Genomic DNA, 13,982 nt, shown 5'->3' on the forward strand with positions numbered 1-13,982 from the left:
TTTCAAGCAAGGTGGCACCGGCTCGCGTGACGAAGACGCGTCCAACAAATCTAGGCGCGCCGCAGCATACGCACCAGCAGGAACATCGCGACAAGCCCGACGAGTTGGATCACGCTGGAGGTGACGAGCGCCGGGTTCGTCCCGAAGCGCTCGATGACGAAAGCGAAAAACAGGGGCGCAGCCGCGAAGGCGAGATTTTGCGGCACCGTCAATCGGCCCAGCATCGCTGCAAAGCCTCGCCGGCCGAACAAGGCGAGCGGCAAGGTTGCGCGCGCGACCGAAATGACGCCCATGGCCGAGCTGAATACCAGGACGAAGCCAGCAGCAACCGGGAGGGACATCGGCACCAGCGCCAGGGTCAGGCAGGCCAGCGGCCCGAGCAGCAGCCCCGCCAGCGCCACCCGCTCGACCGGCAGCCGTTCGCCCAGCGTGGCATCGATCAGCCGGGCCATGAGCGTGGCCGGCCCGCTGAGCGTCGCGATGCCGACAGCCTCGGCATTGCTGAGCCCTGAATTCTGCAACAGGCTGATCAGGTGGAGCGGCAGCCCCCATGAGACCAGCCCGCTCGCCGAGAACGCCAGCGCGATCAGCCAGAAGGCTGTCCCGCGCAGCCTCTCCGGCACGCGCCCTTCAGCCACGGCCAGAGCTGGTCCCGCGCTCGAAGCGGCATGGGAATGGCTGGGAATCGCGGCATGGATCGGAAGGACGATGACGATCTGCATCGCGGCGAAGATGAACCAGGTCATCCGCCAGCCATAGGTCTCGTTCAGCACCGCCGTCAGCGGCCAGAACACCGCCGATGCGAGGCCCGTCGCGAGCATCATGATGCCGATGGCCCGCCTCGTGCGCTCGCCCATCAACTGGGCCACCGTGACGTTTCCGACATTAGCCAACGTCATGGAATGGCCGATGCCGAGGACGAACCAGCTGGCGAGATAGCTGACCGGCCCCTGCGCCACACCCAGCAAGGCAAGCCCGAGCGCGCAGATCACCGCTCCGACGCACATCGAGCGGCGCGTTCCCTCGCGATCGAGGTGCCGGCCGAGCAGCGGGGCGATCACCGCGCCCGTCACCAGCAGGATCGTGATGCCGCCAAAGACGACCGTGCTGCTCAGCCCGATCTCGCCCTCGATCGGCCGCGCCAGAACGCCTGGCGCGTAGAAGGTCGAGCCCCAGCCGATGATCCGCGTGAGAGCCAGGCCGCACAGGAGGGGGCCGTGTTGGGGAAAGCGTGGGGAGGCAGGCAAGGAGAGAATCCGTGATGCGCGCAGGAGCAGCGCTAAGTCGCTACTAGACGCAACTGTCAGCTTGCGGCAGCGGGCATGACGCGGTTTGAACATGCATGCAAAGCAATCCTTTTCGGTAAGGAACGGTCAACCTCCTTGGCCCATTGTGCTTTTTGTCTCGCGGATGGAGTTCCGGTTGCACGCCGAGGGGTCGGTGAGCAGCCAAATGCGTAATCAGGAGTTGGACAAGAAATGAAGTCGCGAGAGACCCTTTTGCGTCTCAAACGCTTCCAGGTCGACGAAAAGCGTCGCCGGGTAAGCCAGATCGAGATGATGATCGCCGAGTTTCACCGCATGGCGACCGACCTGGACCGCGAGATCCAGAGCGAGGAAACGCGGGCCGGCATTACCGACCCCGGCCATTTTGCCTACCCGACCTATGCCAAGGCCGCGCTCGGTCGCCGCGACAACCTGCGCCAGTCGGCCGACAATCTGAAGGGCCAGCTCGACGAGGCCAAGGCCGAGCTGCAGGAAGCCTTCGAGGACATGAAGAAGGTTGAGATCCTCGACGACCGCGAGCGCGCCACCGAACGTGCGGCCGAGGCCGCCCGCGATCAGGCGATGATGGATTCGATCGGCCTGCGCTCGCGCGCCAACATCTGAACCCGAAGATCAATCTGAAAAAGGGCGGGGAGCGCATCCCCGCCCTTTTTCATGCGATAACGGGGTGATGCGGAACGCTGTCGCGCCGCATGTGCCCCTGCAGGCGCGGGTCGTCATCGACCTCGATGCTGCGCTTGAACACGGTGAAGCCCGAGCGCTGGTAGAATTCCGGCGCGCCCTGGTGATCCAGCGTGCAGGTATGCACCCAGAAGCGCGAGATCGGCTTCGCCCAGGCCAGCGCCAGCGCGCGGTTCATCAGCCAGCGCCCTGCGCCGCGCCCGATCACAGATTCATCGAGCCCGAAGAAGGCGAGTTCGCCCTCGCCAGCGACCCTGAAGTCGAGCTCGAGCAGGCCGACATCGCGCCCGGCAAGCCGCACCGCATAGAAATCGATGGCTGGATCGGCCAGCAGCGCCTCGATCTCGGAGACCGGCTTGACCAGCCGGCTGAACCACATCCAGCGCTCGCCGAGCACGCGGTAGATCGCGAGATAGCGGGCCGCGTCGTCCCGACCGATCGGCTCCAGCGAAAACGCCGCGATATCGGGCGGGTCCGGACGCACGGGCGGGGCCGCGAACATCTCGAGCGACGTCACGACCGCCGCGATCTTGCCCGGGGGCAGATCGGTGATGCCGGTCAGGCTGATGGTCAGGTCTGCTGTCATGCTGGGCTTTTCAGGCGTGCGAACGATCAGGGCGGACTCGATGCCGCGATCATGACATGATCGCGGTCGAAAGATCATGCCGTGATGATGCATGACGGCTTTGACTCCAGGCGCTTTGACTCCAGGCAACGATCGACGAGGCGGCGGGCGCAACCCCACGCACGGATGCGGTCTGGCGATGGCTCGGCGTCCGGGCGGCATCGAGGGTCGCTTATGCCTGCTGCCTGAACCGTCACACCCTTTTCCGGCAGGCCGACCAACCCTCGCGCCACCTGCCCCATCCAATAAGGACACCATCATGAACCGCTTCGCCTCGATCGCCCTTCCTGCAGCGCTGGCCGGCGCGCTCGCGCTGGCCGGCATCGCTGTTGCCCAGCAGCATCAGGGCCATGGCACCACTGCGGCCAGCCCGGGCGAAAGCGCCGCGACGACGGCTTACAAGGCCGTGAACATGAAGATGCATAAGGACATGGACGTCGCTTTCACCGGCGATGCCGACGCCGATTTCGTGCGCAGCATGATCCCGCATCATCAAGGCGCCATCGACATGGCCAAGGTCGTGATCGCCCATGGCAAGGACCCCGCGATCCTCAAGCTCGCAGCCGGCGTCATCACCGAACAGGAGAAGGAAATCGCGATGATGCGCGACTGGCTTAAGAAAAACGGAAAATAGGACTTTCCCTTGCGGCAAGTGGCAGCAACGCCGCTTGCCCTTACGGCTGACCGCTGGCACACACGGACCAAGATGCGTGCCGGCCCGCGACAGCGCGGTCGCACGCGCCGTCCCGCCGCCCTCCTCGCCTCCTCGCAGCCCGCGGGTCTCATGAAACGCTATCTCGATTATCTCTGGCCGCTCATCGGGCTCGTCGCGGTCATCTGGTCGGTCGATCTGCTCTGGGAGAAGCTCAAGGCGGAAGCCGGCACCGACAGCGCGATCCAGACGCTGCTGGAACAGGGCAGCCTCTGGGACAACATCCGGATCGTTGCGATGCGCATCGGTCACAAGATCGCGGTCATTCCGCCGGAAGCCTTCCTGCATGCCGGCCTGGCAACTCTCGTCGCCTATGCCGCGCTCGCCTGGTACGACCGCATCGCGCTGCTGCACCTGGGCAAGGAGAAGGGCATCTCCTGGTTCTACATCTCGCTGTGCTCCTTCGTGACCTATGCGCTGTCGCACAATATCGGCGCCTCGGTCTTCTCAGGCGGAATGGTGCGCTATCGGGCCTATACCGCCAAAGGCCTCAGCGCGGCCGAAGTCGCAGTGCTGGTCGCGCTCTGCTCCTTCACCTTCGCCTTCGGCACCTTGCTGCTGATGGGGCTCGTGCTGCTCTACGAACCCGAAATCCTGCGCCCGCTCGGGCGCATGTCGAGCTGGTTCAAGATCGGCGACGGCACGGCGCGACTGATGGGCGTCGGTATGCTCGCCTTCGTCGCGCTCTACACGATCGGCTCATGGCTGAAGTTCAGGCCACTGAAGATCGGCAAGCTCGAGGTCATCTATCCCCGCCTGCCGATCGTGGCGCGGCAGTATCTCGCAGCCCCGCTCGAACTGGCCGGCGCCGCCGGCATCATCTATTTCGCACTGCCCGAACAGGGCAATCCCGGCTTCCTGATCGTCCTCGGCGCCTTCCTGCTGTCCTTTTCGGCCGGGCTGCTCAGCCAGGTGCCGGGCGGCGTCGGCGTGATGGAGGCGGTCTTCCTCGCCGTGATGCCGGGCGTGTCGGCGCCGGCCGTGTTCGCGGCCCTGCTGATCTGGCGGTTGTTCTATCTCATCCTGCCGCTGGTGATCTCGCTGCCGGTGGTGCTGGCCTTCGAGCGCGCGCAGCTCAAGCGAAGCACCCGCATCGCGCCACCGCCCTGACCGGTCAGCGCTTGAGCGCGATCGCCGCCGCACCGAACATCAGGAACGCGCCGACCGCCTCGGCCCAGCCGAAGGGCTCGCCCAGCGCGGCGACCCCGACCCCGACCGCGATCGCCGGGCTGACGAAGGCGTAGAGTCCGGCGCGGAAGGCACCCCAGTCGCGCAGCAGCCGCATATAGATGGTGAACCCCATCAGCGAGCCGCCGATGACGAGGAAGACGACTGCCGGCAGCACGGGCCACTGGCCAAGCGCCCGGACGTCGGCAAGCCCGACCCGCTCCAAGCTGAGCGACATGATCGCAAGGCCGATGCCGCCGATCAGGGTCTGCCAGCCCGCCAGCGTCAGCGTCGGCATCGCGCCCGCGATTGGCCGCGACAGCACCGCGCCGACACAATAGAGCAAGGTGCCGGCGGCCACGGCCGCAAGCCCCCAGGCCTCCAGCGGATCGCCCTGCGCGACGTTCAGGCCGCCCATCGCGCGCGAGGCGAACAGGAAGACGAGGCCGACCGTGCCGAGCACGATCGCCGCGATCTTGCGGCCATTGATCGCCTGCCCCTCGATCGCGCGGCTGGCGAGCAGCGTGAAGATCGGGATCGTCGCGAAATTCACGATGGCCGCTAGGCCCGTCGGCGCATGCGCCGTGCCCCAGAACAGCAGTGTGTAGTTGCCGGTGTTGAGCAGCAGCGCCGTGCCCAGCAGCCGCCACCGCGCCGAGGCAGGCACCTTCAGCACATCGCGCCCGGCCCAGACGAGCATCGCAAGACCGGCGATCAGGAAGCGGGCCGCCGCCAGGAAGACCGGCGGCACATGCGTCGCGCCGACTTTGACCGGAAGCCAGGTCAGGCCCCAGACGAGGCACATGACAGCGAAGAGAAGAGCGTTGCGCGACATCAACACGGCTTAGCCGCAGCCTTGGAGGCTGACCATTGCGTGCCTCGCATCGCGCCCCCGTGGAAACGCGAGCGCCCCGCTCTCCGATAACTGGAGCTTGATGATTTTGCGTGGAAACACGCCGTCATCCTGGGCGACCGAAGGTCGGCCCGGGATCCATCATAGAGCTCTGCTCCCTACGATGGATCCCGGAGCTGCGCGGCTTCGCCGCTTGTCCAGGATGACATGAGGTTTCCAGATCAAATCATCACGCTCTCGAAAAACCGTTCGAAATCCGAGCCCTCATCCTGAGGAGCCGCGGAACGCGGCGTCTCGAAGGATGTTCCAGATGGTTCCCGAGCCTCCTGAACCATCCTTCGAGACGCCACTCCTGCCGGAATGGCTCCTCAGGATGAGGGCTCAACAAGCCAAGCGCCGTCAGACGCTGCCGACCGTCTTCAGCCGCACGCGCGGGTGGATTTCCGCCTGCGAGAGCACCGGCGTCTCGCGCCGGAAGCGCTCGATGATCTGGCGCACGAAGGGCCGCGCCAACCCCGACGTCACCAGCGAGGGCATCTCGCCGATGCGCGCCGCATCCTCGAACTTCTCGCGGACGTGATGCACGAATTCCTGCAGTCGCGAGGGCTGCATGGCGAGGTGCCGGTCCTCGCCCTGGCCGATGATCGATTCGGCGAAGACGCTCTCCCAGGCCGGCGACAGCGTGATGATCGGCAAGGTGCCCTGCCCGTTCGAGAACTGCGCGCAGATTTGCCGGGCAAGCCGCATGCGGACATGCTCGGCGATGTCGCGCGGATTCTTGATGCCGCCGGCGACCTCGGCGATGCCCTCGATGATCGTGGCGAGATCGCGGATCGAGATGCGCTCGGACAGGAGCAGTTGCAGCACGCGCTGGATGCCGGTGGTCGAGATCTGGCTCGGAACGATTTCCTTGACCAGATCGGCATGGTCCTTCTGCAATTCGCGCAGCAGCTTCTGCACCTCGCCATGCGAGAGCAGCTCCGGCATGTGCGATTTCAGCACTTCGGTCAGATGCGTCGAAATCACGGTCGCGGCGTCGACCACGGTGAAGCCGCGCAACTGCGCCTCGTCCTGCAGCGCCGCGTCGATCCAGGTGGCAGGCAGGCCGAAGGTCGGCTCCAGCACGTTATGGCCGGGCAGGTTCACGCTGCCGCCCATCGGGTCCATCGCCATGAACTGGCCGGCATAGACGATGCCATGGCCCGCATCGATCTCCTTGATCTTGATGTAGTAGTGGTTCGCCTCGAGCTGGACGTTGTCGACGATGCGCACCGCCGGCATGACGAAGCCGAGCTCGGCCGCAAGCTGGCGGCGCAGCGCCCGTACCTGGTCGGTCAGCCTGTCCTGCCCGCCGGCGGCATTGACCAGCGGCAGCAGGCCGTAGCCGATCTCGATCTTGAGTTCGTCGAGCTTGAGCAGATCGTTGAGCGTCTCTTCCTTCGGCGTGCCATCGGCCGAGAGCGGGGACGCCGCCTGCGCCGCGACCACATCCTCGGCCTCCTTGACCTTGGCGAGCTTGCCGAAATGCCGGGCGAGCCAGCCCGAACCGCCAGCCAGCAGAAGAAAAGGCAGCATCGGAATGCCCGGCAGGACCGCGATCAGCAGCATGACCGCCGCCGACATGCCGAGCGCCTTGGGATAGCCCGAGAGCTGCTTGCCGAGCGCCTTGTCGGCCGCGCCGCGCACGCCCGACTTCGAGACGAGCAGGCCCGCCGCGGTCGAGACGATCAGCGCCGGGATCTGGCTGACCAGCCCGTCGCCGACTGTCAGCATCGTGTAGTTATGTGCGGCGGCGCCGAAGCTCATGCCCTGCTGGGCAACGCCGATGATGATGCCGCCGAGCACGTTGATGAAGGTGATCAGCAGCGCCGCAATGGCGTCGCCGCGCACGAATTTCGAGGCGCCGTCCATCGAGCCGAAGAAGTTCGCCTCGTCTTCCAGCGCCTTGCGGCGAACTTTGGCGACGTCCTGATCGATCAGCCCGGCCGAAAGATCGGCGTCGATCGCCATCTGCTTGCCGGGCATGGCGTCGAGCGCAAACCGCGCCGCGACTTCGGCGATACGGCCCGAGCCCTTGGTGATGACGACGAAGTTGACGATGATCAGGATGGTGAAGACGATCACCCCGATCACGAAATTGCCGCTCATCACGAAATTGGCGAAGGCCTCGATGACATGGCCGGCCGCCGCGCCGCCCTCATGTCCATGCGCCAGGATCAGGCGCGTCGAGGCGAGGTTCAGCGCCAGCCGGAACATGGTGACGATCAGCAGCACCGTCGGAAAGGCCGAGAATTCCAGCGGCTCCTCGATGAACAGCGCCGTCATCAGCACCAGCACGGAGAGGATGATCGAAAGCGCCAGCAGCAGGTCGAGCAGGACCGCCGGCAGCGGGAAGATGAGCACCACGAGGATGCCCATGACGCCGATCGCCAGGAAGAGATCCGGCCGGTTGAAGAGTTTCCCCAACGCGCCGCGGTCGGGCATGTTGAAGCCGCCGCCTTGACCTGCCGTCACATCGGTCATCGACCAGCCCACTCCCGCCGCCAGGCGAACTCGTCCGCGAGCGGACATGCGCCGCGACAGACATGCGCCTCGACAGAGGCATAACCCGGCAATTCTTGCCGGGTGCATGGTAAACGAGTGGTTAAGACAGTCGAAAAAATGGGCCGCGGAACCTTTCCCTGAACGGATCGTTATCAATCTGCCGCGTTGTCGCCCCATTGCGCCGCACTACTCGGCGCCGCACTACTCGCGCAGGGGTCGATAAAATTGGTTTTGCAAACCCTTGAAGACCGGCAAGACCGCAGATGTTGGAGGAAGACTTGGATAGACGTTCTTTTGTGATGAGCCTTTTCGGTGGCCTCGCAGCAGCGAGCCTGGGTGGCACAGCCATTGCCCAGGCAGCCTCGCGCAAGCCGGATCTTACTCCCGCGATGCCCGCCACCGACGAGATCAGCGCAGCGACCAAGGCCGGCCTCGACAAGGCGGATGCCGATTTCAACCAGGTGGTGGTGCGTGAGCGTACCGTCGTGCGCCGTCCCTACCCCTATCGCCGCCCCGTCGTGGTGCGCCAGCGGACCGTCGTTCGCCGCCGCCCCGCGCCCTATTATCGTCGTCCGGTCGTCGTGCGCCGGCGCGTGATCGTCCGCTGATAGAACTGCCATCAAACGAGGGCGGCGGCCGTGGCCGCCGCCCTTTCTACAAATAACCAGACCGGCCTTGAGCCGGCCGAGATGCAAGGGGGAACGCCGGCATGGCGACGCCGGACACATCCGTTCAGCCAGCTATCGCCGAGGTGGCGATCGCAACCGATGTGCCCGCCAGGCTCGATCGCCTGCCCTGGTCGCATTTTCACACGCTGGTCGTCGTAGCCCTCGGCGTCACCTGGATCCTCGATGGGCTCGAGGTCACGCTCGCCGGCTCCGTGTCGGGTGCGCTGAAGGAAAGCCCGACGCTGCGCTTCACCAATACCGAGATCGGCATGGCGGGCGCAGCCTATATCGCCGGGGCGGTGCTGGGTGCGCTCTTCTTCGGCTGGCTCACCGACCGTCTGGGCCGCAAGAAGCTCTTCACGATCACACTGCTGATCTATCTCGTCGCGACCGCCGCAACGGCCTTTTCCTGGAGCTTCGCCAGCTTCATCGTCTTTCGCTTCTTCACCGGCATGGGCATCGGCGGCGAATACACCGCGATCAATTCGACGATCCAGGAACTGGTGCCCGCCCGCGTGCGCGGCTGGGTCGATCTCGTCATCAACGGTTCGTTCTGGGTCGGCGCGGCGCTTGGCGCGATCGGCGCGATCGTGCTTCTCGACCCAGCCCATATCGATCCCGAACTGGGCTGGCGGCTGGCCTTCTTCATCGGCGCGGCCCTTGGCCTGATCATCCTCGTTCTCAGGCAGTGGATCCCCGAAAGTCCGCGCTGGCTGATCAGCCACGGGCGGCAGGAGGAAGCCACCGCGATCGTGACCGCGATCGAGGCCAGCGCCGGAGTGACCTACAGCCCCGCCGAGAACCTGCCGCAGACCCGGCTGCGCCCCCGTGCGATCACGCCGCTGGGAGAGGTCTTCAACACGCTGTTCGTGGTCCACCGGCAGCGCGCCCTTGTCGGACTGGCGCTGATGGTCTCGCAGGCCTTCTTCTACAATGCGATCTTCTTCACCTATGCGCTGATCCTGACCGATTTCTACAAGGTGCCGTCGCAGGCCATCGGCTGGTTCATCCTGCCCTTCGCCGCCGGCAATTTCCTCGGCCCGCTCATCCTCGGCCGCTTGTTCGACACGCTGGGCCGGCGCCTGATGATCGCGGTGACCTATGCGCTCTCGGGCCTGCTGCTGACCGGGACCGGCTATCTGTTCTGGCAGGATCTCCTGACCGCATCGCAGCTCACCCTGTGCTGGAGCGTCGTCTTCTTCTTCGCCTCGGCTGCCGCGAGTTCGGCCTATCTCACCGTCAGCGAGACCTTCCCGGTCGAGATGCGGGCGCTGGCGATCGCGGCGTTCTATGCGGTCGGGACGGGTGCCGGCGGCATTGCCGGCCCCTGGCTCTTCGGCATCCTGATCGACACCGGCTCGCGCGGCAGCGTCTTTGCCGGATACGTGTTCGGCGCCATCCTGATGCTGGCGGCGGCCGTCGTAGCATCCCTGTTTGCTGTTCGCGCCGAGCGCAAGCCGCTGGAAACGGTCGCGCGACCGCTCAATGCATTGGATTAAGGTTTGTCCCGAGCAACTTTAGGGATGATCGAAGAAAACCCGGCGGAGAGGAACAATTGTCCGCAGAATGCGTTATCGTTCACTGTCATTGTCCGCGCTAATGCGGGCAGCAAGATGCGGTGAAAACAGTCTGGGAGGACGTCGTGGATAGACGCTCATTCATAATGACCCTGATCGGCGGCATGGCCGCAGCCAGTATCGGCGGCATCGCTGCCGTGGAAGCTGCCCAGCCCAAGATCGCACCGCTTGCAGGCCCAGCGCCTGCCAAGGACGAGGAAGCCCTCGCCGCGGATATGAAGGACGCGCTCGACAAGAGCGACGCCGAATTCAGTCAGTATTATTATTATCGCCGGCCGCGCTATTATGCGCGCCCGCGTTATTACGCGCGCCCACGTTACTATGCCCGGCCGCGCTACTATGCCCGCCCGCGTTATTATGGCAGGCCTCGCTACTATGGTGGCTATCGCCGCTGGTGATCTGACATAGGCAAGCCCGGTCAGGCGGCACTCGTGCGCGCCTGGCCGGGTTCTGCGACAGTAATGCCCGCCGAGCTGTATTCGCTCAGCTTGTTGCGCAGCGTCCTGATTGAAATGCCGAGAATCTTGGCCGCATGCGTGCGGTTGCCCAAGCAGTGGTCCAACGTATCCAGGATCAGCTCGCGTTCGACATCGGCGACGGTGTGGCCGACCAGCGAACGCGTCACCGCCTCCGCAGTCTGCGCCGCGCGTGCGGCCGGGTCCCGCGAGCTTGCCGGGCCCAATGTCTCGCCTTCCGGCGTCATCACCGCCTCGGCCCCGATTTCGGGCCCCTTGGCCAGCAGCACCGCGCGGTGAATCGTGTTTTCCAGCTCGCGCACATTGCCGCGCCACGCATTGGCGAGCAGGATCTTGCGCGCATCTGACGCCACCGGCCGCAACGGCACGCCGTTGATCTCGGCGTATTTGCGGGCGAAGTGATCGGCCAGCGCCAGAATGTCGCCAGGACGCTCGCGCAGTGCGGGAAGCCGCAGATGCACGACGTTCAGCCGGTAGAACAGATCCTCGCGGAACGAGCCTTCGCGCACGGCGTCGCCGAGATTGCGGTTCGAAGTCGCGATGATCCGCAGGTCGACCTTGACCGGCTGGGTCCCGCCGACACGGTCGATCATCCGCTCCTGCAGGGCGCGCAAGAGCTTGGCCTGAAGCCGGACGTCCATCTCGGAGATTTCGTCGAGCAGCAAGGTGCCGCCATTGGCCTCCTCGAACTTGCCGATGCGCCGCGCGATCGCGCCGGTGAAGGCGCCCTTCTCATGGCCGAACAGCTCGGATTCGAGCAGGTTGTCAGGGATCGCCGCGCAATTGACCGCGACGAACGGCTTGTCCTTGCGCAGTGATTTCTGATGCAGATGGCGCGCGATCACCTCCTTGCCGGTGCCGCTCTCGCCGGTGACCAGCACGGGCGCATCGGAACGGGCGATCTGCGAGGCCAACTGGACGACGCGCTCCATCGCCGGATCCTTCCAGATCAGGCTGGACTGGTCGGCTGCGACCGCCTCCAGAACGGCGGCGATCAGTTCAGGATCGGGCGGCAGCGGCACATATTCGCGTGCGCCGGCCTGGATTGCGGCGACAGCTGCACGCGCATCGGTGGAGGTGCCGCAGGCGACGATCGGCGTGCGGATGCGCTCGGCTTCCAGCGCCGCGACGAACTGCGCGATCGGCAGCGTCACATCGATCATCAGGAGATCGGCGCCCTTGGCGCGCAGCACGGCCAGCGTCTGGTCGAGGCTTTCGGTATGCGTCACGCTCGCGCCATGGGAAATCGCGATCCTGGCGGCAGCGATGATCTGTCCCTTGAGACCGCCGGCAATAATGAGGCGCATGGCTCAGGCCCTTCCGTTTGAAGTCGTATCGCGCCGGCCGGTCATTACCGGTCGGCCTTGATGATTTCGGTCATGGTGACGCCGAGCCGGTCCTCGACGACGACGACCTCGCCGCGCGCGACCAGCCGCTCGTTGACGAAGATGTCGATGGCCTCGCCAACGCGCCGGTCGAGTTCCAGAACGGCGCCGGGCACGATCGCCAGCAGGTCGCCGATCGCGATCCTCGACGAGCCGAGCACCGCCGAGACCGTTACCGGGACGTCGAAGACCTGTTCCAGATCCTCGGCGGTCTTGACCGGAACCGGCCCCGAACGCGCGACCGAACCGTCATTGTGATCGAATGACAGGTCCGCCGAGTTCAGCGGCGGCAGATTGAGATCGTTACCCGTGCTCATGATTCAATCCTCACTCGGCAGAGTGGTTGGAGCCGGCGAAGACACCGGCGACGGCCTGTTCCACCAACGTCGCCAGGCGTTCGGAATCGATGGCGAAGCCGCCATCGGCCCATTCGATGCGCCCGTCTCCGGTCGCAATATCGGGATCGCCCAGCACGACGAGACGCCCCGCAAAGCCGCTTTCCTGCGCGAGCTTCTTGATCATCGCCTCGACCATCTCCACCGCCATATCGTTGACGCGGACGACCAGATGCGGCGCGAGCCGCGCATGGGCCAGGCACTCGCGCACGGCGCCTTCCAGTGCCGCGAGCGGGCGCTCGGCCAAAGCCGCAGCCGCAAGCGCTTTCGCCAGGACGATCGCGACATGAGTGGCCTGGGCCTCGATCGCCGCCGTCCGGGTGGCCTCGTCGGCGAAAAGTCGCTCGGCGGTGCGCGCGATTTGCCCCATCGTGCCGCTGAGCTGGCCTTCGGCTTCGCGACGGCCCTGCTCATATCCCGCCTGAAAGGCATCCGACCGCGCAACCGCAAGATCCGCCTCCCCGGCGGCGCGGCGGCCGCCTTCGCGGAAATCGGTGCTGAACATGAATTTCGTGGCGGTAGCCATGCGTCAATAAACCAGTTCGTCTTCTGCATTGCCCTTGGACAGGACGATCTCGCCCTTGTCCGCGAGTTCCTTGGTCATCACGACCAGCTTGGCCTGCGCCTCGTCGACCTCCTTGAGGCGCAGCGGCCCGAGGCCTTCCATATCGTCCTGCATGTTCTTGGCGGCGCGCTGCGACATCGCCCCGAAAAAGAACGCCCGCATGGTCTCGCTCGCGCCCTTGAGCGCACGTGCCAGGACGTCCTTGTCGACCTGCCGCATCAGGGTCTGGAGGCCCGCGGCGTCGAGCTTGGCGAGATCGTCGAAGGTGAACATCAGCGCGCGGATGCGCTCGGCGGAATCATGGTTGGAGGCATCGAGCGCCGAGAGGAAGCGGGTCTCGGTCTGGCGATCGAAGCCGTTGAAGATTTCCGCCATCATCTCGTGGGGATCGCGGCGGCGGGTCTGGGTCAGTGTCGCCACGAACTCCGTCCGCAGCGTGTTCTCGATATGGTCGAGCGCTTCCTTCTGCACCGATTCCAGCCGCAGCATGCGGCTTACCACGTCGATCGAGAGATCGCCGGGCAGGTTGCGCAGCACATTGGCCGCATGCTCGGCCCGGATCTTCGAGAGGATCACCGCAATGGTCTGCGGGTATTCGTTCTTGAGGAAGTTGGCGAGCACCACGGCGTCGATATTGCCGAGCTTCTGCCACATGTTGCGTCCGGCCGGACCACGGATCTCCTCCATGATCAACGCGACCTGATCGCCCGGCAGGATCTTCTCCAGCAGCGAGATCGTGCGGTCGAAAGAGCCGGTCACAGCACCCGCGCTCGACAGCTTGCCGACGAAATCGAGCATCAGCCGCTCGACCTCGTCGGAATCGACCGTGCCGAGTTCCGCCATCGCACGGGTGATGATGCGGATTTCCTCGTCGTCGAACTCCCGCCAGATCGCGCGGCCATGGTCCTCGCCGAGCACGAGCAGGATCACCGCGGCCCGTTGGGGCCCCGTCATTTCGGCAATCTTGGTCACGCCGAAGTTGTAGCCGGCCTCGACGGCGCCTTCTCGGGGGCTAAGGGTAGCGATGGAACGCTCGTCGGCCATGGTT

At 65.3% G+C, this 13,982-nt stretch carries 14 protein-coding genes; 6 read left to right on the plus strand and 8 right to left on the minus strand.

Going from position 1 to position 13,982, the window contains the following annotated elements:
• Positions 1 to 50 precede the first annotated feature (50 nt).
• On the minus strand, positions 51 to 1,247 hold the full coding sequence (locus C4S73_RS17150) for an MFS transporter (protein WP_160115801.1): 1,197 nt from the start codon (positions 1,245 to 1,247) through the stop codon (positions 51 to 53).
• Positions 1,248 to 1,478: 231 nt separating this feature from the next.
• On the opposite strand from C4S73_RS17150, the gene fliJ reads away from it, so the two are divergent.
• Positions 1,479 to 1,889, plus strand: a complete 411-nt coding sequence (gene fliJ / locus C4S73_RS17155; protein ID WP_103873735.1) for a flagellar export protein FliJ — start codon at positions 1,479 to 1,481, stop codon at positions 1,887 to 1,889.
• A 49-nt stretch (positions 1,890 to 1,938) separates the two neighbouring features.
• Here the strand turns inward: fliJ and C4S73_RS17160 are convergent, their stop codons facing one another.
• Positions 1,939 to 2,553 (minus strand): GNAT family N-acetyltransferase, encoded by a 615-nt coding sequence (locus C4S73_RS17160; protein WP_103873951.1) that lies wholly within the window; start codon positions 2,551 to 2,553, stop codon positions 1,939 to 1,941.
• 298 nt (positions 2,554 to 2,851) lie between these two features.
• Here C4S73_RS17160 and copM point away from each other — a divergent pair, with 298 nt between their 5' ends.
• Both copM and C4S73_RS17170 read left to right on the plus strand, forming a co-directional pair.
• On the plus strand, positions 2,852 to 3,226 hold the full coding sequence (copM, locus tag C4S73_RS17165; protein WP_103873736.1) for a CopM family metallochaperone: 375 nt from the start codon (positions 2,852 to 2,854) through the stop codon (positions 3,224 to 3,226).
• A gap of 150 nt (positions 3,227 to 3,376) precedes the next feature.
• On the plus strand, positions 3,377 to 4,414 hold the full coding sequence (locus C4S73_RS17170; RefSeq protein ID WP_103873953.1) for a lysylphosphatidylglycerol synthase transmembrane domain-containing protein: 1,038 nt from the start codon (positions 3,377 to 3,379) through the stop codon (positions 4,412 to 4,414).
• A gap of 4 nt (positions 4,415 to 4,418) precedes the next feature.
• Here C4S73_RS17170 and C4S73_RS17175 read toward each other — a convergent pair whose 3' ends face one another.
• Entirely contained in the window at positions 4,419 to 5,306 is an 888-nt protein-coding gene (locus C4S73_RS17175) for a DMT family transporter (protein ID WP_244595640.1), read from the minus strand.
• Positions 5,307 to 5,723: 417 nt separating this feature from the next.
• On the minus strand, positions 5,724 to 7,847 hold the full coding sequence (gene flhA / locus C4S73_RS17180; protein WP_103873737.1) for a flagellar biosynthesis protein FlhA: 2,124 nt from the start codon (positions 7,845 to 7,847) through the stop codon (positions 5,724 to 5,726).
• A 299-nt stretch (positions 7,848 to 8,146) separates the two neighbouring features.
• Here flhA and C4S73_RS17185 point away from each other — a divergent pair, with 299 nt between their 5' ends.
• From C4S73_RS17185 to C4S73_RS17195, 3 genes are all read left to right on the plus strand, one after another.
• Complete coding sequence (locus C4S73_RS17185) at positions 8,147 to 8,476, plus strand: hypothetical protein (RefSeq protein WP_146071376.1); 330 nt, start codon at positions 8,147 to 8,149, stop codon at positions 8,474 to 8,476.
• 101 nt (positions 8,477 to 8,577) lie between these two features.
• Positions 8,578 to 10,035 carry an MFS transporter gene (locus C4S73_RS17190; protein ID WP_103873739.1) on the plus strand — a complete coding sequence of 486 codons (1,458 nt, stop codon included), beginning with the start codon at positions 8,578 to 8,580 and terminating at the stop codon, positions 10,033 to 10,035.
• Positions 10,036 to 10,178: 143 nt separating this feature from the next.
• Positions 10,179 to 10,511, plus strand: a complete 333-nt coding sequence (locus C4S73_RS17195; RefSeq protein ID WP_146071377.1) for a hypothetical protein — start codon at positions 10,179 to 10,181, stop codon at positions 10,509 to 10,511.
• A 20-nt stretch (positions 10,512 to 10,531) separates the two neighbouring features.
• On the opposite strand, the gene flbD is transcribed toward C4S73_RS17195, so the two are convergent.
• The 4 genes from flbD to fliG are packed head-to-tail and all read right to left on the minus strand — an operon-like array spanning position 10,532 to position 13,978.
• Positions 10,532 to 11,896, minus strand: coding sequence for a sigma-54-dependent transcriptional regulator FlbD (gene flbD, locus C4S73_RS17200; protein ID WP_103873741.1), 1,365 nt, complete (start codon positions 11,894 to 11,896; stop codon positions 10,532 to 10,534).
• A 44-nt stretch (positions 11,897 to 11,940) separates the two neighbouring features.
• The gene (gene fliN / locus C4S73_RS17205; RefSeq protein ID WP_103873742.1) at positions 11,941 to 12,291 is read right to left on the minus strand and encodes a flagellar motor switch protein FliN; all 351 of its coding nucleotides are present in this window, start codon (positions 12,289 to 12,291) and stop codon (positions 11,941 to 11,943) included.
• Positions 12,292 to 12,301: 10 nt separating this feature from the next.
• On the minus strand, positions 12,302 to 12,895 hold the full coding sequence (locus C4S73_RS17210; protein WP_103873743.1) for a FliH/SctL family protein: 594 nt from the start codon (positions 12,893 to 12,895) through the stop codon (positions 12,302 to 12,304).
• A gap of 3 nt (positions 12,896 to 12,898) precedes the next feature.
• Positions 12,899 to 13,978, minus strand: a complete 1,080-nt coding sequence (fliG, locus tag C4S73_RS17215) for a flagellar motor switch protein FliG (protein WP_103873744.1) — start codon at positions 13,976 to 13,978, stop codon at positions 12,899 to 12,901.
• Positions 13,979 to 13,982: the final 4 nt, after the last annotated feature.

The sequence above is a fragment of the Allobosea lathyri genome (assembly GCF_900108245.1).
Classification (GTDB): Bacteria; Pseudomonadota; Alphaproteobacteria; order Rhizobiales; family Beijerinckiaceae; genus Allobosea; species Allobosea lathyri.

Coding starts and splice junctions, on each gene's coding strand:
- fliJ (WP_103873735.1), top strand. CDS start 1,479: ATGAAGTCGCGAGAGACCCTTTTGCGTCTCAAACGCTTCCAGGTCGAC.
- C4S73_RS17160 (WP_103873951.1), bottom strand. CDS start 2,553: ATGACAGCAGACCTGACCATCAGCCTGACCGGCATCACCGATCTGCCC.
- copM (WP_103873736.1), top strand. CDS start 2,852: ATGAACCGCTTCGCCTCGATCGCCCTTCCTGCAGCGCTGGCCGGCGCG.
- C4S73_RS17170 (WP_103873953.1), top strand. CDS start 3,377: ATGAAACGCTATCTCGATTATCTCTGGCCGCTCATCGGGCTCGTCGCG.
- C4S73_RS17175 (WP_244595640.1), bottom strand. CDS start 5,306: ATGTCGCGCAACGCTCTTCTCTTCGCTGTCATGTGCCTCGTCTGGGGC.
- flhA (WP_103873737.1), bottom strand. CDS start 7,847: ATGACCGATGTGACGGCAGGTCAAGGCGGCGGCTTCAACATGCCCGAC.
- C4S73_RS17190 (WP_103873739.1), top strand. CDS start 8,578: ATGGCGACGCCGGACACATCCGTTCAGCCAGCTATCGCCGAGGTGGCG.
- flbD (WP_103873741.1), bottom strand. CDS start 11,896: ATGCGCCTCATTATTGCCGGCGGTCTCAAGGGACAGATCATCGCTGCC.
- fliN (WP_103873742.1), bottom strand. CDS start 12,291: ATGAGCACGGGTAACGATCTCAATCTGCCGCCGCTGAACTCGGCGGAC.
- C4S73_RS17210 (WP_103873743.1), bottom strand. CDS start 12,895: ATGGCTACCGCCACGAAATTCATGTTCAGCACCGATTTCCGCGAAGGC.
- fliG (WP_103873744.1), bottom strand. CDS start 13,978: ATGGCCGACGAGCGTTCCATCGCTACCCTTAGCCCCCGAGAAGGCGCC.